Origin of the sequence: Nostoc sp. PA-18-2419, from assembly GCF_005869855.1 — a bacterium.
Classification (GTDB): domain Bacteria; phylum Cyanobacteriota; class Cyanobacteriia; order Cyanobacteriales; family Nostocaceae; genus Nostoc.
Map to the genome: position 1 here is coordinate 55,065 of NZ_SZNH01000031.1, position 19,561 is coordinate 74,625.

General features: G+C 42.9%; 22 protein-coding genes, 23 tRNA genes and 2 pseudogenes. 7 read left to right on the top strand and 40 right to left on the bottom strand.

All coding sequences use genetic code 11. The features are described from left to right. Positions 1-11: 11 nt before the first annotated feature. The 4 genes from FCR06_RS24760 to FCR06_RS34410 all read right to left on the bottom strand — a co-directional run bounded on the left by FCR06_RS24760 (position 12) and on the right by FCR06_RS34410 (position 2,981). Positions 12-1,055: a metal-dependent hydrolase gene (locus tag FCR06_RS24760; protein ID WP_138504465.1), complete on the bottom strand. Its 1,044-nt coding sequence runs from the start codon at positions 1,053-1,055 to the stop codon at positions 12-14. A 64-nt stretch (positions 1,056-1,119) separates the two neighbouring features. After that, positions 1,120-2,139 (bottom strand): AAA family ATPase, encoded by a 1,020-nt coding sequence (locus FCR06_RS24765; protein WP_138504467.1) that lies wholly within the window; start codon positions 2,137-2,139, stop codon positions 1,120-1,122. Between the two features lie 11 nt (positions 2,140-2,150). Continuing rightward, positions 2,151-2,735, bottom strand: a complete 585-nt coding sequence (locus tag FCR06_RS24770; RefSeq protein ID WP_189523567.1) for a hypothetical protein — start codon at positions 2,733-2,735, stop codon at positions 2,151-2,153. A gap of 120 nt (positions 2,736-2,855) precedes the next feature. Beyond that, a complete protein-coding gene (locus FCR06_RS34410; protein ID WP_262984710.1) occupies positions 2,856-2,981 on the bottom strand; it encodes a hypothetical protein in 126 nt (41 codons plus the stop codon). 658 nt (positions 2,982-3,639) lie between these two features. Here FCR06_RS34410 and FCR06_RS24775 point away from each other — a divergent pair. Beyond that, a complete protein-coding gene (locus FCR06_RS24775) occupies positions 3,640-4,362 on the top strand; it encodes a hypothetical protein (protein WP_138504469.1) in 723 nt (240 codons plus the stop codon). Positions 4,363-4,688: 326 nt separating this feature from the next. Further along, positions 4,689-5,477: a tryptophan-rich sensory protein gene (locus tag FCR06_RS24780; protein WP_138504471.1), complete on the top strand. Its 789-nt coding sequence runs from the start codon at positions 4,689-4,691 to the stop codon at positions 5,475-5,477. Between the two features lie 43 nt (positions 5,478-5,520). Here FCR06_RS24780 and FCR06_RS24785 read toward each other — a convergent pair whose 3' ends face one another. The 30 genes and pseudogenes from FCR06_RS24785 to FCR06_RS24915 form a co-directional block, all read right to left on the bottom strand. Further along, complete coding sequence (locus FCR06_RS24785; protein ID WP_138504473.1) at positions 5,521-6,492, bottom strand: ParB/RepB/Spo0J family partition protein; 972 nt, start codon at positions 6,490-6,492, stop codon at positions 5,521-5,523. Further along, the gene (locus FCR06_RS24790) at positions 6,489-7,256 is read right to left on the bottom strand and encodes a ParA family protein (protein ID WP_138504475.1); all 768 of its coding nucleotides are present in this window, start codon (positions 7,254-7,256) and stop codon (positions 6,489-6,491) included. Before FCR06_RS24790 ends, FCR06_RS24785 begins: the two co-directional genes overlap by 4 nt. 205 nt (positions 7,257-7,461) lie before the next feature. After that, positions 7,462-7,755, bottom strand: coding sequence for a hypothetical protein (locus FCR06_RS24795; protein WP_138504477.1), 294 nt, complete (start codon positions 7,753-7,755; stop codon positions 7,462-7,464). Positions 7,756-7,777: 22 nt separating this feature from the next. Continuing rightward, a tRNA-Ser gene (locus FCR06_RS32260) sits at positions 7,778-7,860 on the bottom strand. Between the two features lie 93 nt (positions 7,861-7,953). Then, positions 7,954-8,027, bottom strand: a tRNA-Ala gene (locus FCR06_RS24800). A gap of 3 nt (positions 8,028-8,030) precedes the next feature. Next, positions 8,031-8,106 (bottom strand) — tRNA-Arg (locus FCR06_RS24805). A 6-nt stretch (positions 8,107-8,112) separates the two neighbouring features. Next, positions 8,113-8,188, bottom strand: a tRNA-Val gene (locus tag FCR06_RS24810). A 5-nt stretch (positions 8,189-8,193) separates the two neighbouring features. Further along, positions 8,194-8,264, bottom strand: a tRNA-Gly gene (locus FCR06_RS24815). Between the two features lie 5 nt (positions 8,265-8,269). Beyond that, a tRNA-Thr gene (locus tag FCR06_RS24820) sits at positions 8,270-8,343 on the bottom strand. Positions 8,344-8,351: 8 nt separating this feature from the next. Then, positions 8,352-8,428 (bottom strand) — tRNA-Met (locus FCR06_RS24825). Between the two features lie 89 nt (positions 8,429-8,517). Continuing rightward, a tRNA-Lys gene (locus FCR06_RS24835) sits at positions 8,518-8,590 on the bottom strand. A 9-nt stretch (positions 8,591-8,599) separates the two neighbouring features. Next, a tRNA-Lys gene (locus FCR06_RS24840) sits at positions 8,600-8,674 on the bottom strand. A 4-nt stretch (positions 8,675-8,678) separates the two neighbouring features. After that, positions 8,679-8,756: transfer RNA gene (locus tag FCR06_RS24845), tRNA-Leu, on the bottom strand. 20 nt (positions 8,757-8,776) lie between these two features. Continuing rightward, positions 8,777-8,851 (bottom strand) — tRNA-Leu (locus FCR06_RS24850). A gap of 3 nt (positions 8,852-8,854) precedes the next feature. Next, positions 8,855-8,931, bottom strand: a tRNA-Pro gene (locus FCR06_RS24855). Between the two features lie 4 nt (positions 8,932-8,935). After that, positions 8,936-9,013: transfer RNA gene (locus FCR06_RS24860), tRNA-Leu, on the bottom strand. A gap of 28 nt (positions 9,014-9,041) precedes the next feature. Next, positions 9,042-9,115, bottom strand: a tRNA-Gln gene (locus tag FCR06_RS24865). Between the two features lie 5 nt (positions 9,116-9,120). Beyond that, a tRNA-Asn gene (locus FCR06_RS24870) sits at positions 9,121-9,195 on the bottom strand. 132 nt (positions 9,196-9,327) lie between these two features. Then, a tRNA-Arg gene (locus FCR06_RS24875) sits at positions 9,328-9,401 on the bottom strand. A 6-nt stretch (positions 9,402-9,407) separates the two neighbouring features. After that, positions 9,408-9,495: transfer RNA gene (locus FCR06_RS24880), tRNA-Ser, on the bottom strand. 4 nt (positions 9,496-9,499) lie between these two features. Next, positions 9,500-9,581: transfer RNA gene (locus tag FCR06_RS32265), tRNA-Tyr, on the bottom strand. 7 nt (positions 9,582-9,588) lie between these two features. Continuing rightward, positions 9,589-9,665, bottom strand: a tRNA-Glu gene (locus tag FCR06_RS24885). Between the two features lie 127 nt (positions 9,666-9,792). Beyond that, positions 9,793-9,864, bottom strand: a tRNA-Trp gene (locus tag FCR06_RS32270). Positions 9,865-9,867: 3 nt separating this feature from the next. After that, positions 9,868-9,942: transfer RNA gene (locus FCR06_RS24890), tRNA-Ile, on the bottom strand. A 5-nt stretch (positions 9,943-9,947) separates the two neighbouring features. Next, positions 9,948-10,024 (bottom strand) — tRNA-Glu (locus tag FCR06_RS32275). A 3-nt stretch (positions 10,025-10,027) separates the two neighbouring features. Continuing rightward, positions 10,028-10,103 (bottom strand) — tRNA-Asp (locus tag FCR06_RS24895). 200 nt (positions 10,104-10,303) lie between these two features. Next, positions 10,304-10,867 (bottom strand): annotated as a pseudogene (locus FCR06_RS24900) (HNH endonuclease). A gap of 589 nt (positions 10,868-11,456) precedes the next feature. Continuing rightward, the gene (locus tag FCR06_RS24905; protein WP_138504479.1) at positions 11,457-11,942 is read right to left on the bottom strand and encodes a DUF6985 domain-containing protein; all 486 of its coding nucleotides are present in this window, start codon (positions 11,940-11,942) and stop codon (positions 11,457-11,459) included. A 459-nt stretch (positions 11,943-12,401) separates the two neighbouring features. Next, positions 12,402-12,677: a hypothetical protein gene (locus tag FCR06_RS24910; RefSeq protein WP_138504481.1), complete on the bottom strand. Its 276-nt coding sequence runs from the start codon at positions 12,675-12,677 to the stop codon at positions 12,402-12,404. Positions 12,678-12,680: 3 nt separating this feature from the next. Next, positions 12,681-13,010 carry a hypothetical protein gene (locus FCR06_RS24915; protein ID WP_138504483.1) on the bottom strand — a complete coding sequence of 110 codons (330 nt, stop codon included), beginning with the start codon at positions 13,008-13,010 and terminating at the stop codon, positions 12,681-12,683. A gap of 184 nt (positions 13,011-13,194) precedes the next feature. Here FCR06_RS24915 and FCR06_RS24920 point away from each other — a divergent pair, with 184 nt between their 5' ends. From FCR06_RS24920 to FCR06_RS24940, 5 genes are all read left to right on the top strand, one after another. Next, a complete protein-coding gene (locus FCR06_RS24920; RefSeq protein ID WP_223280275.1) occupies positions 13,195-13,656 on the top strand; it encodes a hypothetical protein in 462 nt (153 codons plus the stop codon). Continuing rightward, entirely contained in the window at positions 13,653-14,048 is a 396-nt protein-coding gene (locus FCR06_RS24925; RefSeq protein ID WP_138504487.1) for a hypothetical protein, read from the top strand. The genes FCR06_RS24920 and FCR06_RS24925 overlap by 4 nt, the downstream gene beginning before the upstream one ends. Positions 14,049-14,364: 316 nt before the next feature. Next, positions 14,365-15,024, top strand: coding sequence for a hypothetical protein (locus FCR06_RS24930; RefSeq protein WP_138504489.1), 660 nt, complete (start codon positions 14,365-14,367; stop codon positions 15,022-15,024). A 32-nt stretch (positions 15,025-15,056) separates the two neighbouring features. Next, a complete protein-coding gene (locus tag FCR06_RS24935) occupies positions 15,057-15,266 on the top strand; it encodes a hypothetical protein (RefSeq protein WP_138504491.1) in 210 nt (69 codons plus the stop codon). Between the two features lie 405 nt (positions 15,267-15,671). Beyond that, entirely contained in the window at positions 15,672-16,001 is a 330-nt protein-coding gene (locus FCR06_RS24940) for a hypothetical protein (protein WP_189523568.1), read from the top strand. A 175-nt stretch (positions 16,002-16,176) separates the two neighbouring features. Here FCR06_RS24940 and FCR06_RS32985 read toward each other — a convergent pair whose 3' ends face one another. From FCR06_RS32985 to FCR06_RS24965, 6 genes and pseudogenes are all read right to left on the bottom strand, one after another. After that, positions 16,177-16,344, bottom strand: coding sequence for a hypothetical protein (locus tag FCR06_RS32985; protein WP_189523569.1), 168 nt, complete (start codon positions 16,342-16,344; stop codon positions 16,177-16,179). Between the two features lie 295 nt (positions 16,345-16,639). Beyond that, positions 16,640-16,738: pseudogene (locus tag FCR06_RS24945) on the bottom strand (transposase); the annotation flags it as partial. 43 nt (positions 16,739-16,781) lie between these two features. Further along, a complete protein-coding gene (locus FCR06_RS24950; RefSeq protein WP_138504493.1) occupies positions 16,782-17,627 on the bottom strand; it encodes a tyrosine-type recombinase/integrase in 846 nt (281 codons plus the stop codon). 58 nt (positions 17,628-17,685) lie between these two features. Beyond that, positions 17,686-18,201, bottom strand: a complete 516-nt coding sequence (locus FCR06_RS24955; RefSeq protein ID WP_138504495.1) for a hypothetical protein — start codon at positions 18,199-18,201, stop codon at positions 17,686-17,688. A gap of 121 nt (positions 18,202-18,322) precedes the next feature. Next, the gene (locus tag FCR06_RS24960) at positions 18,323-18,715 is read right to left on the bottom strand and encodes an MAPEG family protein (protein WP_138504497.1); all 393 of its coding nucleotides are present in this window, start codon (positions 18,713-18,715) and stop codon (positions 18,323-18,325) included. A gap of 88 nt (positions 18,716-18,803) precedes the next feature. Then, on the bottom strand, positions 18,804-19,561 hold a 758-nt coding region (locus FCR06_RS24965), incomplete at its 5' end, for a peroxiredoxin-like family protein (RefSeq protein ID WP_138504499.1).

A 19,561-nucleotide genomic window follows, 5' to 3' on the forward strand; every position in this document is an offset into this window, starting at 1 on the left:
TGGAGGCAGGATTATTGACTGGCGCTATTAATCACCCTCACTTGTAGTTGACCTGTGGCAAATTCCTCACCCAATTTACTTTGGACAATTGCAAGGGGTGCAGCTTCTAGAGTGATGCTGGTGTCAGTCGCTTTGATGGTAGGGAATTGGTAAGGGTCGCGCGGTAAACCTGCGGTTTCCAATCCATCTACAGACAATTGACCAGAGATGAATACCATTGCCCCGGTGCGGTTGAATTGGGCGATCGCCGAGCCAATCGGTTCATCTTCTAAGGTCAGCGCCTCAATATTAGTGATGGCAGGCTTCCCAACATCGGCGGTGATTTCCTCTAAGAAAATCTGTGCATCAGGTTCAGTTGATGCTTTATAAATCCGCCCGTCGTCACTCTGCACTAAAAACCCAGTTCCCTGCACCTGGATAATTAAATACTGCCCATTTACCTTGGAGCGATCGCTTGTTCTCACCCCCTTGATGTTGGCTTTGATGAGATGTGTTGACCCAGACTCGTTGTAGATATGCTGGACACCAGACGGCGAGGCAATTAACCGATTGAACTGGGTGAAGAGTCCACCACTGTTATTTATGTTGAAGACAGCCAGGGCGATCGCAATCAAAATAATCAGCACAAAATACTCAGCATTGCTACCAGTTCGCAAGCGGAGATTACGGTTTCCCGGACAAACGCACCGCACTGGAGAAGGCCAGAACATTTCCACACCGCCGCGTGTAAAGACATCCGCAAACCAGCCGAAGAAATAGCCGATGCTCAAGGCGTGGACAAGATTAATGAAACTGGGATTAAACAGTGCTGCACCATAACCGGCCACTGCAATCGCACCACTGGCAACGAGACTGTGTGTACAGCTGCGGTGGGGCATTCTGCTTTCAAAAAACGCACTCACCCAAGGTAAGACACGACCAGCCGGGGAAGTGGACACATCGATGTCAGGTAATAAGCCAGCGATCGCACCCGCCGCAATTAGTGTGGGGCTTGCTGTCCCCAAGAGCAAACTAGTTGCAGTTCCACTAATTAATAGATGCGATATCCCCAACATAATTACGAATTACGATAGCGTAGCGTTAGCGAGTCCTCGAGCGTCATTATTAATTACGAATTACTTAACGTATCCTCTGGCTTTCGCGTGGCAGATTATACAGAAGGCGAGAAAGACCGAGGAAGATAGCGGCGGCGATACCTCCAAATATATAAAGTGCTTGGTCTGAAGTCCCCAGCCCGATAAACCGCATTATTACAAACACCACACCGACTAAGAGTATTAAAGGTGTGATGTCAAAATAGCGGCGGTGGTCGGCTCCTTCCAGTTCTAGCCCTAAGTATTCCTCATCTACAGCTCTTGCCGCTAGCATCGGATTGCCCCCGGCGCGTTCTTGGAGTTTGGCAAGTTCTGAGGGTTTGAGTTCAATTCCTCGTTCTATCGCTGCCTGGATCATGATTTCCCTAATTGCCTGTTCTGGCAGTGGCCTTAACTCAATACGCGGGACATTTATAAAAACATCACTGCGCGGGGGGTCGGTAGCTAAAAGCAGCATGGGTACTCCATTTCGTTTCATCTGCTTGAGCCACATCCTAAATTTGGCATCACAAGCGTGGGCATCGTCCAGTACTAGGAATGCTGTATTTTCGTCTAAGAAAGTTGCGATCGCCCTTTTCAACTTGTCAGCAGTTAATGATTTCCCCTCTAGGTCTTCGGTTGCAATGTCGAACTGGTGGGCTATTTCAAGCAACATCTGTTTAGGTGTCGCTGGTTCAATGAACGCCACCATGAACCCGTCAGCTTGCAGCTTCTCCACTACTGCACCAGCTAGTACAGATTTACCACTACCATCCTCGCCGGCGATGAGAATAGCCCCATTCGCTAGGAGTGAGGCTGTAGTCCGGTTGAGTTCGGCTTGTCGGTAAATCTTGAATTCCCCCGAAGTTGCCACAAACTCCCCCACCCCTGCAAGGCGCTTCTCTCCAGGTGTGGATATATTGTCAATTGTTGGTGTTGAGTCCTGAGTCTCGTTTTTCTTAGAGGAAAGTTTGGGGAGTATAGCGAACGCTCCACTAATCCCCAATGCCAGTAATGAAAAAGGATTTAGCCCATTAACAACAACAATCGCCCCAGTTGCCAGCATTCCCAAGAACTTCAGGCTGCGATGATAGAACCCATTGCGATACCGATCAATGAGTCCGCGTATGCGAAAGGGTCAACACTTGGCATCTGTGCAGATTCTTGGATTTTGGCTTTTAGCTCGTCTGGTAGCAGTTCTGGATTTTGAATGAAGTGTTGAGCTAGTACATTCTCAGCTATTAAAGTACCAGCTGCTTTATTCTGTGCGCTGGTAACAATCGCTGCTACGTCGTCTTGTGGTGAGGACTGCGTTCGCTTCTGTTTAGGTGCGTAGCTTGGGGTAACTTGCTGAGTTGAGGCGACAGTCAAAGTAGTTGTAGGTGCTGGCTGTTCCTCTTCAATTGGCCCGGATGGTTCTGGCACTGGGTAGCCTTCCATACGTCCAGTAGCTTTAATGTGATCGTGTAGTGCATCCATGTGAGCCACTTGATCGGCGTACAGGTACGCTTTACCTGACACCTTCCAAGTCTTAATTTGTAGGTAGCGCATCCGGGCGTACAGTGGATCTCGACCAATTCCATATTTTTCTTGCAATTCTAATATGGAAATTTTGGAATTTTCTACATCATTTTGGGTGGTATCTGGTTGATTGTCTGCCATAAAGAGTGGGTTGTATGCCAGTTTTTTACTCTATTGTCGGGCATGCAATCCGGCAGACTGTACGGTAAAGATACGGGTTGTATTGTGAAGTTTTAACCTACAAGTCTCGACATTTAACACTTATTCCCGGACGCTATGCACATCATTGCGTAGTTTACCGCCGTAGGCATCGCTTGTCGATTCCTCCCAATCACGAATCCTCCATCCAAGGAAAGAGAAATAGTAACTATGGTTAAGGTGAGACACTTGCTCTCCTTTTTCTTAGAGGAAATCTCAAGCTGTGGCTGGGTTTGGGTCAAGAGAGCGCAGCGCTCTTGGAGGAATTTTAGGCAGGTGGGTGAGCGATGCCTTCTCTGCGAGACGCTGCGCGAACGCCTACGCGGATAACGATTTAAAAAATAGTTGATAAAAATACTGGACTTTTAAATAGCATACGGAATCAAAGTATACGGGTCATTTTTACGTTCTTGTGAATAGAATCAAGCTAACAGATGGTTAATACTGAACTAAAAAATTACTAATTTGACGATTTTTGATGGTTGCTAAGACCTAAATAACTAAAATATTTTCGGGAAATAGTCAAAAAATTCCGTGTAGTAACTTTTGTTCAGAACCCCTAAAAAATCAATGTTACTCTGCCCTTATTACCAACTTTCACCCAAATCTTGGTATTTGAAAGATTTAAAACTGAATTTATTAGTAATTATGTACTAAATTGAGCTTTCCCACAATTGGGTAAATGGGTAAAACTGAAGGGAATAAAAAGCTAAAAGTTTTATAGGACGGGCTATACCAGGCTCTGTTTCCGTTTTAGCGGTCATTTCGGCTCAATGCCAAGTAAGGAATTTCATGAACAAGTTATGAAATAAAACTAGTAATTTCTCCTACTTAAATGAGGTGCAAAATGAAATTATTTCACTTATTAAAAAAAAAAGAGCCTAATCTTATTCAGTCATATTATGAAATTAAAAAAGAATGTCAATTTCAAATTTTTTTTTCAGGTATTCTTTTAATCAATTTTTTTATTCTGCAATATTCAGTACCAATTTCTCTGGTAATACTTGGTAGTCTCACAAGTTCAAGAGAACAACTTGCTTTATTTTTACAAAAAACTTCTACTCCATCTCAAGATACTCAAAAGACAGAATTAGATGAGACTTTAGCTAAGAAGAAAGCTGAAATATTATTGGGTAAAATAATATTTATATTTGGTATTATAACCATATTATTAGGTGTGATAAATAATACTGTTCGCCCCGCAGAAAATTATGATACTTCTGCTAAATTTAATAGTAAATTCTCCCAATTTAAACGGGAATTAGACTTACAAATCTTACATGAAGGAGGCTTACAAAATAAGTTAAATAATACTGATGAATTCAAGCTTATATGCTTATTTCTGATGAAAAAAAATGAGGAGCTTACTAAGTTGATAAATGAATATAATGAAGCTAGATCCCTTAGTCCACGAGCAGCTAATATACAGGTTTTAAACAATCAAGAGGATAAAGATGAGTTAAAAAGTACTAATAGTACTTCGTGTGAGTTATTTGATAGTGCTATTTCTAATAATGCAACGATTAATCACTCAAATTCTAATAATCATAAAGAAATCATAAATAAATAACAAATACAGTTAAACCGCGACCAGGCAACAAGGGGAAACAGTACTGGCTCTCAAAAGCCATGATATCACTGAGCTTGACCACTATTGGAAAAAACTTCAGCAACTAATTTGGCAATAAGCCAAGGTGCGAACGCTTGCCTTTTTTCTTAGAGGAAATTTCAGGTGGCAGCTGGAGTTATCCTGTGCAACACCTTGAAAGGAATTTGAGGTAGATAAAGAGCGATCGCTCTGGTTCCTCAATGACTTGCTCGATATGACTGTGGGTTGTATGCATCGCACTTTTTGGGATGTAAGCTAAAAGCACAAAAGATATGAGTTAACATCCTATGCAGCAGTCCACAAGAGGCAATTACCGGGATCTTTGGCGGCAGCTTATTACTTTGGCTGCAATCTTTGGTGCTTTCGTTGTCAACGTAGTATCAAACATTTTTCCGCTCAATGGACTCAGCATAGGAGAAATTTCCAATACTTTGTTTAAAAATGTACTGATTATCCCTGCTAATTACGCCTTTGCTATTTGGGGGCTGATTTACCTTGGGTTGTTTGCTTTTGGGGTATACCAAGCTCTACCTAGCCAACGACATGAGCCTGATTTACGTAAGACAGGTTATCTGTTGGTGATTGCCTGTGTTGCTCAAAGTATCTGGGTGTATCTGTTTTTATCTCGGCTTTTTGCTCTTTCTGTAGTTGCAATGCTCTTGATTCTGTTGCCCCTGATTGGTGTTTATGTGCAATTAGAAATTGCTAACAACCGTGTACCACGGCTGAAAAAATGGTGTATTCACTTTCCTATTAGCATTTATCTAGCCTGGATTAGCGTGGCAACCATTGTCAACGTAGCCTGTGCCTTGTATTTTCATGGGTGGGACGGTTGGGGGATTTCTGCTGTTACATGGACTCTAATCATGTTATTGATAGCAACAGCAATTGCAGCAGTTATAGTTATCCAGCGTCGAGACATCGCTTATACAGGAGTAATACTCTGGGCATTGGTAGCGAACGCACTCAAGCACTCTGATAATTCAATGCTCAGAAATACTGCGTTGTTTTTGGCAATTGTCTTAGTTTTGACCGCTACAATTAACATCGGGAGAACCCAACAAGAACATATTTAAGTGCGTTCGCCATCAGGCGGCTCCAAAGTAGCATCACAATTTTCTATTCAGTTTTCATCAATGCTTCCAACTGTACCAAAAGCTTTTCTACCTTAGCTTTTTTCTTCGGGTCATCCCATACTTTAGCTTTCTTGAAGCGTTGGAAGGTATCATCAACACGCTGTTTGATAGATGCTGTCTCTGTTTGAGATGACAAATTTAATTTAGACTGCTGCTCAATTTCTTGAATCTTACGCTTGATTTCGCTCAGTGAGAGATTTAGGACTTTCGCTTCTTCTATGAGTTCTTTGCGTGTCTCGTCATCTTGAACTCGTGCGATTGCCTTTGCCTTGGTATACTCGATTTGTCCAGAACGCAGCACTTCCAGCACATCAGCAGGAAGATTGAGCAGTGGCAGGCGATTTTTGACAAACGATTCCCAACTCATTCGCCCTAAAGACGCAAATAACTCTTCAATTATCTTGGTTTGGGGTTGAGACATAACGTTATGTCTCAGTTCGGAATTTTCCTGTTTATAGCGATCGCAAACGTTTCTCATGCGATTGAGATGACTAATTACTTCATGGAGTGCCATTTCTAACCGCAACACCAACAATTCGAGGATACCTTCAGTTTCTTCTAAGGGGTTGAGGTCTTCGCGTTGCAGGTTTTCAACGAGGCGCACTTGGTATGCAGTTCCATCGTCCATAACCCTGGAAATGATGGGAACCTCGGTTAATGCTGCCATTGATGCGGCTCTGTAGCGTCGTTCCCCTGCAACTAATTCATAATCGCCACCAGGGAGCGGACGCACTAACAAAGGTTCGAGAATACCCAGTTCTTTGATTGAGCGTGATAGTTCTTCCAGCTTTTGAGGGTCGAAGTAGCGCCGGGGCTGTGAGGGAGGTAGTTTGATTAAGTTGATGGCAACAGTGTTTGGTGAATTAGCAGTACTTTCAGTTTGGTTAAAGCTTTCACCCAGTAGGGCGGCTACACCTTTTAATTGACTGCTATAGGGTTGGTCTTTTTTGCTCACTGTAGTTTTTCTAAACTAAGGGTGATTTTTTTAAGTACAGCGACGGCAGGATGTTTGGGATTATATAGTGCTAAAGGTAAGCGTGCTTCACTTGCATCAGCAAAGGCAATAGATTTTGGAATAGGTTCAAAGACTGTCGCCAGGGGTGAAAGTTGTTCTGTAATAGCTTTCATGGTTCTGCTTTCTTGGGCAGTACGTGCATCATACATTGTGGGGATGAAGCCAGCAATACTGAGTGTTTTATTAGCACCTTTGCGGAGTGTGGCTACAGTTCTTAATAGTAAGTCAGTTCCTTGAAAGGATTTAAACTGGCACTGAATAGGCACTAAGACATGGGTTGCTGCTACTAAGCTAATAACGCTGAGGATGCCTAAAGATGGCGGACAATCTATCAAAATAAAATCATACTTATCTAAGATAGGGGCAAGTGCATTTTTTAGACGCATTTCTCGCATCAACGCAGCAACTAGTTCCAGTTCTGCGGCACTTAAGTTGATGTTGGCTGGCACTAAACCCATGCTGTGAATAGGTTCGGTGTGAATTGGTAATGGTTCTTCACCCACCACTGCTTCGTAGACAGTTTTGGCGGTAATGTCCGGTTCTAGCCCCATAAATGTCGTCAGTGATGCTTGAGGGTCAAGGTCTATGAGGAGAACGCGATTTTTCTTTTTTTGAGCGAGGTGGTAGCCCAAGTTCATAGTTAAACTTGTCTTTCCTACTCCCCCTGATTGATTGAATAGCGCAATAATACGGGTTTTGCTCACGAGTGATAAATTACAGTTGTAATTAACAATGCCTCTAATACAGGCAGATTGTAGCTTTGGAATAAAGGTAATACAACTGGGAACAGTACATTTGTCAGAAATTAAGGTTGTAAGGGCTGTAAGGTAGTTGTCAAGCTTGTTGGTCAGAAGACGCGACAAAAGGCGATGCCTACGGTGGTAAACTACGCACCCTGGATCTCCTTTACTATGAGTGAAAAATTGTTAATTGAGTGCAGCCGCTATCCCACTCCACAGCAAAAAAACCCGGCGTTAAGTACCGAGGTTCGGGGGAAATCTTTTCTGTCAATGGCAAATACCGATGGCGCAGGAATGTATGAGGTAGGCGATCGCAGTAGGAAACACTGGATCGCCTTTCCTCTAAGAAAATTGTTAGTTGATAGTCTGAGCGATGCCTGCGGCGACCTACGCCTACCAGAAAGAATCCACTCAAGCGAGGTACTGCCCCTCCTGTATCTGTGTTATCAGCACAGCGCCTCACTTTTCGGCATAAGAGTGGAAGGCGGAAGATGGAGGAATTGAACCCCCAGGTGTTACCCTGCTCTAGTTTTCAAGACTAGTTGCCCTCCCTTGAGCAGCATCTTCCATATAAACAAGGGGTATCTGAGGAGACTTGAACTCCCTAATGACTGATTCCACAAATCAGCGCCGCGACCACTTTGGCTTCAGACACCATCAGTGGAATCAATGGGACTTGAACCCATAACCTCCTGCTTGCAAGGCAGGCGCTCTAGCCAGTTGAGCTATGATCCCATGTGGCAGGAGTGACAGGATTTGAACCTACATAAAACCGTTTAGAAGACGGTTGCCTTATCCATTAGGCGACACTCCCATAAGTTGGTAGCCCCGGCAGGGATTGAACCCGCGACTTCCTCTTTGTAAGAGAGGCACTCTCCCAACTGAGTTACAGGGCTAAGAAAGCGATCGACGAGATTTGAACTCGTACCTAGAGTTTGGAAGACTCAAATGCTGCCATTACACCACAATCGCATTGAAGCTGGTGACAGGAGTTGAACCTGCAACCTACTGATTACAAATCAGTTGCTCTGCCACATTGAGCCACACCAGCACTAATTTTGGTGACGGGGGTAGGAATTGCACCTACTGATTTTCAGCTTATGAGGCTGACGAGCCAACTGTTACTCCATCCCCGCGATGTTACCAAATACCCCGGACAGGACTTGAACCTGTAGAAAACGCGTTTTAAGCGGGTTAGTCTTCCAATTGCATCACAGGGGCAAGGTGGGCTGTGTAGGGCTTGAACCTACGCACTTCTGCTTAAGAGGCAGCTGCTCTGCCAACTGAGCTAACAGCCCGTTTTTGCTTGGTGGGTCGCCCAGGGGTTGAACCTGGATAAGTCCGCTTAAAAAGCGGCTGCATATCCGCTCTGCCAACGACCCAATTTGGTACTCCCGACAGGAGTTGAACTTGTAAAAATTCCGTCCCTCAAACGGAAGCGTTTACCAATTTCGCCACGGGAGTATGGTTGGGCAATTGCCTAGTACCCAGGCGTGGGAGTCGAACCCACAAAATCTGGTTTCTAAGACCAGCACGTTTGCCAGTTTCGTCACAAGGGCAAATGGTCGGGATGGTAGGATTTGAACCTACGACTCCTTGTCCCCAAAACAAGGCTTCTAGACCACTGAATTACATCCCGATATTGGTACTCCTGGCGAAAGTCGAATCCGCACACAGACTGTTTTTGAAACAGCCGCCTCTTCCAGTTGGGCTACAGGAGTATAATTTGGCTGCTCTATGAAAGCAGAACTGGGAAGGAAGGAATCGAACCCTCAAACTTCGCATTCAAAGTGCGACGGCTTTGCCTGTTTGCCTACTTCCCAATAAATGGCTGCCCCAGCAAGAGTCGAACTTGCAACCTCGCGGTTAACAGCCGCTTGCTCTGCCATTGAGCTATAGGGCAATGTGCCAACCCACCAGATCCGGATTGTAGCTTGCTTCCCGAAGGGTACGGATGACCTCCTGTTCTTCTCCTATTGGAGACGCTACGCGAACAGACAGGCGCTACTACCAACTGAGCTACCAGGGGATAAGGCGAGAACGGAAGGACTTGAACCTTCACTCTTCAGGTTCGTAATCTGAGATGTTATCCAGTTACACCACGTTCTCACGCAGTGGAGAGAGAGGGAGTTGAACCCACAGTGAGATGATGAATCTCACGACTGTTTAGCAAACAGCTTGCCCTACCAATAGCAATCTCTCCATAATGGGCCGGGCTGGAATTGAACCAGCAACACTGAACGTGGCGGTTTTACAGACCGTTACCTACACCAATAGGTGAGCTGACCCATGGATTTGGTAGTGCAGACGGGACTTGAACCCGCTAATTACACGCTTGAAAGACGTGCCGCTCGGCCACTTCGCTTCTGCACCATGTATGCCATGTAAGTTGAAAAAGCTGTTGATTCACACACAGGAATTGAACCTGCATAGACTGTTTTAGAGACAGTTGCCTTACCATTAGGCGAGTATGTAAGCTTTTTCGGTCAGGACACGGCAACGCACAGACGCTTGTCTTGAACCCAGAACAACAGTTTTGGAGACTGTGGTGTTGCCGTTACACCATCTGTGCATTTGGTAGCAGTGGTGGGACTTGAACCCACATTGGCCAAGTTATGAGCTTGGGGCTTTGCGATTAAGCTACACTGCGACGTTTGGAAGCCTCGACGGGAGTTGCACCCGCTCCTCCGTGCTTGAGAGGCACAGCGACTTGTCTATTTGTCCACAAGGCTACACGGGGATAATGGGATTTGAACCCACGTTCTTTCGCTCGACAGGCGACTGCTTTAAACCGGACTAAGCTACACCCCCACGTTGGATGGCAATTATTTAGTTTTCAAGGTTCAGAAGTGTTGACGCTATGCCTTTTTGAGAGGCTGTAGTCTTCCACTACATATATAATACTTAATGTATTATAAGATGTCAAGGGCGTACTACAAACTTTTTTGAGAACTGAGAGGGCAAGGGTTGCTTAATGGCTGTATTGCCCTCTGTGATTTGCTTTGAGTAAATTACTCAGTTTCACTCAAGCGTTGTGCGCTCCAGAATTGTTCAGCAAATGCTACTGCTGGGTGGATTGGGGCTTTGGGCTTGGTTTTCAGTACCATTCCTGCTTCATGTGGAAGGCGTAGACGCGAAGCGGCTTGTCGTCAGACATCGCTTTTCGTTGAATTACACTTCTCACATGCTGTTACAACGTTGTCCCAGGTATGCTGTCCATCTTTGGAACGAGGTATCACATGTAAGAGCGTTAGATGCTTGCTACTACCACAGTATTGACAGGTGTGGTTGTCTCGCCTTAACACTTCACGACGGTTTACAAGCGGTACTTTCCAATGCCGTTCGGGATTGCCAACAGTCAAGCGGATGTGTGATGGTACTTGTAGTACGAGGCTGGGAGAGCGAATTTCCCAAGGCTTGGCGCTGCTCAAATCCAACGATTCTGCCTGACCCGTGACTAACAGTACAACGGCGCGTTTAATATTGATGCGTGCCAGTGGTAAGTAGTTTTTCGAGAACACTACCACTGAATTTTGTAATATTTGTGATTGCTGACTTGGTGGTTGAGCTTCCATAAGTTAATTCACTCCTAAAAAAATAACCCCCGCCTCTGGTCATCAGTAGCGGGGGTCACATAGTTGATACTTTTTGCCCTATATGGGTGCTATAAAACACTTGCACCTCCCGCTCTGGATGAATTGATCTGGATTTAGCCATTCGGTAATCGCTCCAAAAATGCCAACACTTGCAGATTTATCGCCCAAAAACCGATATGCTCCCTCAAACGCAAACAGCACGAATACTCTGCCTAAACCCTTGTTGGGTCGGCAATGCATCACGCTGCTAATGGTTGAAGAGAATTCGCTTATCATTGAAGGTTTGTAGTGCTTGTAATTGAGATTAATATTAATAATACATTTGTAGTATGTGTTTGTCTAGTGCATAGTCCTGGGGAGCGATCGCCTGACATGGTGGCTAAATAGTTGAGCTATATTAAGGCAGTTCCGCCCTACTGCTCCCCTCAAGTATCTAAGTATCCGCATATTCCAAAGTTAGGCTAAGGCGATCGCATTCCCAAACCGTGATCGCCTTTTTCCTCTAAGAAAATTGTCAGTTGAGAGCAGCCGCGATGTCTACGACGGGCTATGCCTACGCATGGGTATATTAGACCCGTCCTGTTTCACCTATCTGATCTGCATCGTCTGCTACTCCATTGCGAAAGCTCACTTCTAAGCCGTGTTCTGGCTCCCAGTCACACTCAGCTATCAACTTAAAAGTAGGAATATCCAATTCATACTCAACGTGGGGCGGCACATAGATATATGAGAAAGTCACCTCATCCCAAACCTGAATGGGATTAGCCAGCTGTGGCATTTCCTCATCCCCTATCATCTCACGATATACATCATAATTTTGCAGCACCAGAGGCGCAGTGATGCTTAACACATCGCTTGGCAAGGCTAGAGCTTGCCGAATAGCTTCACGCTGAAGCGATGAAAGTTCCCCTATCTGCCCCTGTTCAAAATCCACGCAAATTGGTACACAGCGATCGCCCAAAACAGCACATTGTCCTAGAGTCCAGTGGTTGGATTCGTTTCTTATCTGTCCAAACTCAGCATCGTAGTAACTCGCCCAGAGTTTCTTCATCATCTTTAATGTATGCGTTCTTAATATATATAGTTAGCAGTTCCACATTCCCTGGATTTTGTCTAATCTGCAATTAAGAGTACTTTACCTCCTGAGTAGGCGATAGTCTACGACCGACCGTAGGTCATCGCAGCGTAACTGTATCTGACCCATCTTGCGGCACTGGTACTATGGCGATCACTTCCCTTACTTTTCCTTGTAGTGTTGATGCATAGCTTGCCGCCGTAGGCATTGCTCAAAATTATTGCTGCGTATCTGGATATCCGAATATCCGCATTGGTAAGTCATCTCTACTTCAGAAGATTCCTAAACTTGTCCCAAGAGTGCGATAGAAGTAGCTGCACAATTGGTGAAAGATTTATCGATTTTAGGAGTTATTGGTCACAATGGCGCAATAGCAGCGATCGCACTCAATCTTCAAAGCCCATAACTATGAAAAGATGCAGTAACCCAATTTTCAAATTATAACCAAGCATCTTCTTCTGATTTACACCACTCACTCTCAAAAGAATAATAGGTTGCACGATACTCGGTCTTTCCATTGACTATACGAGTTTCAATAACTGGTACAATTTGTGTTTCTTTCATAATGTTTCCTAATGAAATTTCAAAGCGATCGCACCCCCAATCGGCGATCGCCTTTATCCTCTTGTGAAAAATTGTTAGTTGAGAGCAGCAGCGTAGTTTACCGCTGCTCTCCTCGCTTCCCAATCTGGTAAGAAAGTTTTCCCCTTCCATAAACTAGCCCTCATCCCCCGGCTTATACTCCAGCCCTTCACCTTCACCGGGGACTATTTTTTGAGCGGTGCCATTAAGAATTTGCTCCCACATTTCATCAAAGGTAATACCCCGCTTTTTGGCTAGGTACTCAACCCGCTCTTTAATTAACTTATCCCGCTCCTGAAGCTTGGCACATAACAGAGATTGTGCCTGCACAACCTTAGTACGACCATTTACCCACGCATCTACAGTGAGTAAATCATTGTAATACTCACCAAGCGCCGGAATCGCTAACCTTTCATCCTTTTTGGGCATTTCATCCTTTCTGGGGTTTAAACCTACTGCATCCATATTGCTACTTTAAGTGCCTCTATTTTTCCAAATCTGCCCCAGAATTGGCACAAAAAAGGAGTACTCAAATAGTTCATCCCAATATTGACCCAATTATGGTACATATACGCCCATTATTGGTAGGATGCAGAAGTACATAAAAAGCCGCCAAAGCCATTAGAATATGCTTAAATTCAAGCCAAAAATGAATTTTCGTCAAGTTATTGCCATAACAACAAGCCTTGTTCTATCTGGGACTGGTTTATATACGCGCCCAGTTAACGCGAATCCGGCGGTACTTGCACCCGCCGCTTTTTGTGCAGGCACGGCTGGGGTAGGATGTGTGCTTGTTGGAGTTGCTATTATAGGTGGCACTGTTTACTATGTCTGGCAATCCACAGACGGGAAGCATTATGCAGCAGACGCAAATGGACAGATTAACAATTCCGAGAGATTGGTTGGTACAGCAAAGCCTTTGCAGAGTTCAGCTATTTCTGGGATAGAAGCAGCAAAACTAGGAGATGCTCACTGGGCTAATACAGTCACCGACTGTTACAAGGTTGGTAAAAGGATAGGTAAAACACTTAAGAGACATCACATTGCCGTTGGTGGTGGATACTGGTGTATTTTTCCTGGAGAACAAACAAGTTTTGGAGATAACAGATGAACTTGCAAGAATTACAACAGTTCAACGAGCTAAGAGGCGACACGCTTTTAACATCCATCCTGACTTTTCCTAGCTTCAATGCACCAGGATATGAACTTACGGGTGGAATGGAAGTTTGTGCTGGAGTCAATGATGCAATTGCTGAGATTGAGGCTATAGTCTGGACTGCTGGTTACAAAAACAACCCACTGCATGAATGGAAGCTAGTTAGCTACGAGGTGTTTGTACCTCAAAAGATGGTTTTAGTTGCTCCTGACAATATGCATTCGTGCGAAACTGCAACAATACATAATGCTGTCATATTTTGCTATTACAGTCCGATAAAACCAGAAGTAATTAACCAGTTGATTCAACAAAATCAACCTTGGGTTTTAGATAAGAGTAATAGTTAAAATTAAAATTCTCTTGCTGCGCTCAATAGATACAATTGGCAATTCCTCACTTATCCCTCCAGTGATGTCAGTCTTAGGCTGACAGGCTGGGGGGATATGTTTGTCACTGCGCCGCATTCATCGTTCACTACTATAAGCATTGGATTCAAAAAGGGGGAATTGAAAATCATCAAGCTGCTAGAAAGGCTTGGGAATTAAGGCTTAAGTTTTGGTTACTGGTAATTATCCACTAGTAGTCTCCTGTTGATTGTGGGAATAATTATTTTAAGTGTTTGCTTGATTTTTGATTTCCTCTAACAAAATCAAAAGAAATATTATGGATACACCAACAGATTTTCTGTTTCTAAATGAAAATTTTACTGCAAACTTCAACCCTTTCTGTGAGGGTGAATATTTAGTAATTCAAGCCTACCCCTGTGAAAAAAGGCTAATAGTAGATAAACGAAGCTTCAACTATAAAGAAGCAAGAGATTATTGTAGTATTCAAAATCTTAGTCATGACTACACATCATATAGTTTAAGAATCTTCCATAATCAAAAACTTTGGGAAGTGGACTTTATGGGTGAGCCTTGGGAAGTTTCTAAAGAACAAGATTGGAAAATTGCTGAGGAGTACTTAAAAGCTCACCATGACAAAAATACTGATGGCGAGATAGTTGTATGTCGATGCAGTTATCCTTTCTTCTCCTCATTGAGAACTTTCATTAACAGACATGGGGAGGCTGATGAGTACTGGCAGCCCGTTACTTGTCTTACAGAAAGTCAAGGTTTGGAAATAGAAAATTGTCCAAATTGTAACTACGCATTAATTGAATTAGATGAAAATAAAGACGATGATGATTATGATGATTTTATTCCTCTGACTTATCGAGAATGTAGTAATTATGATGGCGAATTTTATGGAGATAATCAATTAATTTGTGCAATTCATCCTTATGGATGTGATTTAGATTTCTGCCCTGATTTTGTACCTTAGTTTAAATTTAATATTAATTTTTAGGAGAAACTATGCTTGAGGGTGAAGATAAGCCATCTAAGATAAGAACTATTACAGCAACATTTAAATACTGTAACTCTGGCACGGAAGAAATTAAAACAGTTACTTGTCTTTTTGATGAAAGAGCAGAAAAATTTGAACTAACAAAAGTTTATGTAGTTGAATTCGGTTGCAAATTAATTTTCTCTAAACCACATAACCATTTTTTAGTCAATGATTAATTAACTGCGTAGGCGTAGCCCGTCGTAGACATCGCCCCTTTCCTCTAAGAAAAATGTATCTACTTAAAGTTTGGAATAATTCAAGTCAAAAAACACATTGGTATCTTTGCATAAATTACAATCAAGTAATGATTGCAACTCGACAGATAAAAGCTTGTTGGTTAACTCATACTCTTGTACAAGGTTTCAGAATAATTGATTAAACTTATAATTAAAAAATTAACTATAATTCTATTAAAAATCTTACCAGATGATACGCTTTACTTATTTCATGAAGAATGTTTCGAGGAAATGAGAAGAAGAAAATTTATTATTTATGAAGATGAATTAAATCAATTTGAGCAGAATTAAATTTTTATGGCAACCTGACAGAACGTCCCTTTACTCTTTATCCTCTAAGAAAATATGATTACAATTTCACATTTTGAAGGACTTGCAGATCCAGCAGACCGCAGAAGATTACACCGCTATATCTCACAAATTCATGCATGGGTTTATATAACCAAGGATGAGTTAAATTTGGGTAAAGTTGCACACGCTTTCTATCACAACAACTTAGAAATAGTGGAGGCTTGGACAGAGGCTTCGGAAATCAGATTTTACAAAGAGCTTGATGAGATTCCCGGTGATAATTGGATGGTTGTACTAATACAGCCATTTTACATAATGAAACAGTTACGTTTAGTCAGAGCAAAAAACGATCGCCTTTCATCTTCTAAGAAAATAGTTCTGTAGCTTTTCTCAGATTTTATAAAATCATTCAAATAGCAATTTTTTTAGCATTATGCCTAATTACTCTGATAGCAGTCAGTTTGAAGATATGGAAAAGATTAAGTTGGGTATCAGTGATATTTAATTCTTTTCCATATCCTTGAGATTGTGGTCAGGACGCTACTAATCTGTGAAATTTTTAGTAGGCATCGGTTGCATACAACAATATTGCCAAGCCTACTAACACTGCAAGGAACCCACCTTTAACATTAATTTCTTCTTCAGATAGTTCTCGAATATAGTTTTCTGAATCAGATAACAGAGCAGAACTATTGTGATGTAAGTCAGAAATTGTGAGTTTAGCCATTTCCATGTCTCCTTTTATATCAATTTGGCTGTTACCAAAATCAAATGGTTTGATTTGGATTATTTAATTAATCACTTAGATTTTTAATTATTTTCCAAATCTAGGAAATCCCAAAGTGACTTTACTGTTGCTGTTTAGGAATTACCTTTAACTGATTCTCTTAAGACAACGCTAGTTGGAGAAATTAGGTCTTTTTGTTATATCTTTTATTTTTATTAGTTAACCAAGTAAATGTCTGTCAAACTCACGTTAGATTAGGGACATAAATGGTTTAATAATGGTCTAATTTTCGGAAAACAAATCGGTTCCGGAATTCGCTTAAAACACTAAAGTCAAAACCTGGATCTGTTAACTCCAACGACAAAGCATATTTCCAATCAATCCTTATCCGTATTTAGTCATGACCCCAACGCCGCTTGTCAAGCTACGCCCTCCCATTACTCATCATCATCGGGCAAATACAACCCACTACTATCAGTCGGTCTGGCATGAAGATACATTTCAGTAATCGCTACCGAACTATGCCCCAATGTTTTTTGCAGCAGGTGAATGGGCGCTCCCCGGTCGAGACTATGGGAAGCGTGGCTGTGTCTGAGCCAATGGGGTGATACATTAGCTTCAATGTCAGCACGTTTGGCAGCATTCCGCACTATATGAAATACCATTGACCTACACAGATGACCGCCCTTACCTGAAACAAACACAGGGTCATCTTTACTCCCGTCACCCTTTAAAGAGATAATGTCCCGCCAAATCCCAGCACCCACTAATACAGTTCTAGTTTTCTCACCTTTACCAAATACCGTAATCTGCCCCCCATCCCCCCGCACTTTCAGGTCACGCCACTTTAAGCCACACAGTTCTGATACCCGCAAACCTGCAAAGTAAAGTAAACGAATAATCGTGCGATCACGTCCATTAGTAGTGTAATTTATCAGTAAATGCACTTCCTCTTGAGTTAAAATTCGCTCTGCCAATCGGTTCTTTGCCTTGGGTGACTTGACTAACACTCCTAAGTTAGCCGATATGACGCCAAGCTGTTTAGCAAAGGAAAACAAGCTTTTTACTGCCCCCACAGCCACCCGCTTAGAATTATTAGAACTACTTAGTGTCATCACCCACAGTTGAATATCCATGAGGGTGCAATCCGAGAGGGGCTTATTGGCATGAGAAAAAAACCGCTCGGCATGACGGCGGTAGCCATCAACGGTGTTTTTGCTTTTACCGTGTAGCCACAGGTCAATGAGTTCGGCGTTGCTTAGAGAGGTAGGAGTATTCAACATTGCTTATTCTTATGTTGAATGCTCTTTCATTAAACCCCAAGTTAGGGGACAGTTGAAATTATTTCACCGGATGGTAAAGCCCATCTTTGGAGTCGTACTGCCAAGCTACCTTACTGGGGTCGCGGTCTTGACACCACCTCACAAAATCTTGAGCATTGAGGCTTTGTTGCTTAGAGCGTAAATTGTCAGCACTTGTACCAAGCCTCCAAGCCAAATCTTCCTCTTTATGCGGCTTCAGTTGGGGACTTTGCCCCGAATGATAGTTTGAGTATGCAGACCTGGGCTTTCGTGCTGTGTTTTGGTTGCGCTGCAGCATCATCATTGCCCCTTCTAATTGAGCAAGTCTGGTAGTTATAGCTTCTAGTTTCGCTTCAAACTTCTCTTCCAAACTGCTTTCTATTTGATGTAGATGAGTTTCTACATCAGTTTCTACACCATCCACAGCACCCAAGACGTGATGGAGTCCTTGAATAACTAAATTGGTGGCGGTGGTGTTGCGTTCTTTGGCTGCGGCTCTAAGCGCTTCGGCTAAAGGCTTAGGCAGTTTGAAGTTGATTGATTCCCGGTCTGCCATTTCTACACTGTTTATATACGCAGGTATAGACAGTTTACCGTGCTTTCAAGCATTCGCGTAAGCGCGTCTTGTAGAGAGGAAATTTAAGCAAGAGGGCGATAGCCTCATAAATGCAAATGACTTATGGCTGCACTAAAGACAGGATGATGCCAACGAGCGAACCCAAAACTAGCACTATACTGCTAAAAGAACTGATGACAAAGCCAATCATCCGCTTGGAGGCAGCCTGATAGTATCCCCAAGCGTAGGCAATTCGACCCACAAGCCAGATAGCACCAACAACCGCTCCCCACAATGGGCTGACGTAGAAAGAAAATAACCATAAAGCAGCCAAGAAGAAAACCATTTGCTCGCTTGTATTTTGCTGAACGCGTAGCGCTCGTTCAAAGCAGGGATCTCCTGTCATTTGAGGAGGTGGTACTTCATATTTGGCTCTGGCTCGACCAACATTAATTGTGATGACCAAGTACAGCAGCAGTGTCAGAGCAGTTATAAGACTAGTCCAGGGCAACATATCTTGCATCCTCAAATACCAAAAAAGTATAGTTCTTTGGTTTTATAATTAAGCGATCCAATCGCTCAAAAGTAACCGTTGATATGAATTACTTATATAAAAAAGATAAGGGATTGCTCATATTTTCGGCAAAACCAAGAATACCGCGATCGCAATGTTCGTAAATTAATTTCCCTTCTTCATCAAATAGAAAGGTTCCTCCCCGTTGTGTCAAATAAGATGAATCTGGTACATAAATATTCCAGTTGCTCAAAACTTCGGTCATGTTTTTCAGGCGCAGGGTTGCTAATTCAAAAGGACGCTGAAAGCCTTTTCCTCCAGCAGCTTTGAAAAATGAACCTTTCATTGCGGGTATTGGTGTACCCCTGATAACTTCCTCATCAGCAATTAACTGAGGAGCTTTTTTATCACCTTTATAACCCCGAAAAACTTCCTTTAAAGTTCCCGGACTACCAATCCCAGCACACATTAACATTAAATTAAGCCAAGCTTTTTGTGACGTTGATAGCATTGGGAATTGTATAGATAGACCGCGATAAAGCCCTAAAAGAGGGTGAATTTCAGCTATTGGATCAACAAACAACCATTCAGTAGGAAATCCCGTATATTCACAAAACTTGACACCAGAATTGCGGTTTCCAATTCCAATAGCGCGAATTGTGATTCCTCTTGCTTGAATCTTTTCTTTTTCTCTTTGCAGCCACCAAGCGTATTCTAAATTATCAAAATCTCCCAACTGGGACCAAATAAGTATGAGCAACTTTGATGTATTCGAGCAACCATCTAAAACGGGTTTAATCTCTCCATCACTAACTCGCAAGCGTTGAGTTTGACTCAAAATCGAGT

What these genes read in the sequence shown, in the direction of transcription:
- FCR06_RS24925 (WP_138504487.1), top strand. Translation starts at nt 13,653, where the DNA reads ATGAACTTGCAAGAATTACAACAGTTCAACGAGCTAAGAGGCGACACG.
- FCR06_RS24940 (WP_189523568.1), top strand. Translation starts at nt 15,672, where the DNA reads ATGATTACAATTTCACATTTTGAAGGACTTGCAGATCCAGCAGACCGC.
- FCR06_RS24780 (WP_138504471.1), top strand. Translation starts at nt 4,689, where the DNA reads ATGCAGCAGTCCACAAGAGGCAATTACCGGGATCTTTGGCGGCAGCTT.
- FCR06_RS24770 (WP_189523567.1), bottom strand. Translation starts at nt 2,735, where the DNA reads ATGGCAGACAATCAACCAGATACCACCCAAAATGATGTAGAAAATTCC.
- FCR06_RS24905 (WP_138504479.1), bottom strand. Translation starts at nt 11,942, where the DNA reads ATGATGAAGAAACTCTGGGCGAGTTACTACGATGCTGAGTTTGGACAG.
- FCR06_RS24950 (WP_138504493.1), bottom strand. Translation starts at nt 17,627, where the DNA reads ATGTTGAATACTCCTACCTCTCTAAGCAACGCCGAACTCATTGACCTG.
- FCR06_RS24960 (WP_138504497.1), bottom strand. Translation starts at nt 18,715, where the DNA reads ATGTTGCCCTGGACTAGTCTTATAACTGCTCTGACACTGCTGCTGTAC.
- FCR06_RS24935 (WP_138504491.1), top strand. Translation starts at nt 15,057, where the DNA reads ATGCTTGAGGGTGAAGATAAGCCATCTAAGATAAGAACTATTACAGCA.
- FCR06_RS24760 (WP_138504465.1), bottom strand. Translation starts at nt 1,055, where the DNA reads ATGTTGGGGATATCGCATCTATTAATTAGTGGAACTGCAACTAGTTTG.
- FCR06_RS24930 (WP_138504489.1), top strand. Translation starts at nt 14,365, where the DNA reads ATGGATACACCAACAGATTTTCTGTTTCTAAATGAAAATTTTACTGCA.
- FCR06_RS24920 (WP_223280275.1), top strand. Translation starts at nt 13,195, where the DNA reads ATGAATTTTCGTCAAGTTATTGCCATAACAACAAGCCTTGTTCTATCT.
- FCR06_RS24910 (WP_138504481.1), bottom strand. Translation starts at nt 12,677, where the DNA reads ATGGAAGGGGAAAACTTTCTTACCAGATTGGGAAGCGAGGAGAGCAGC.
- FCR06_RS24915 (WP_138504483.1), bottom strand. Translation starts at nt 13,010, where the DNA reads ATGGATGCAGTAGGTTTAAACCCCAGAAAGGATGAAATGCCCAAAAAG.
- FCR06_RS24765 (WP_138504467.1), bottom strand. Translation starts at nt 2,139, where the DNA reads ATGCTGGCAACTGGGGCGATTGTTGTTGTTAATGGGCTAAATCCTTTT.
- FCR06_RS32985 (WP_189523569.1), bottom strand. Translation starts at nt 16,344, where the DNA reads ATGGCTAAACTCACAATTTCTGACTTACATCACAATAGTTCTGCTCTG.
- FCR06_RS24775 (WP_138504469.1), top strand. Translation starts at nt 3,640, where the DNA reads ATGAAATTATTTCACTTATTAAAAAAAAAAGAGCCTAATCTTATTCAG.
- FCR06_RS24955 (WP_138504495.1), bottom strand. Translation starts at nt 18,201, where the DNA reads ATGGCAGACCGGGAATCAATCAACTTCAAACTGCCTAAGCCTTTAGCC.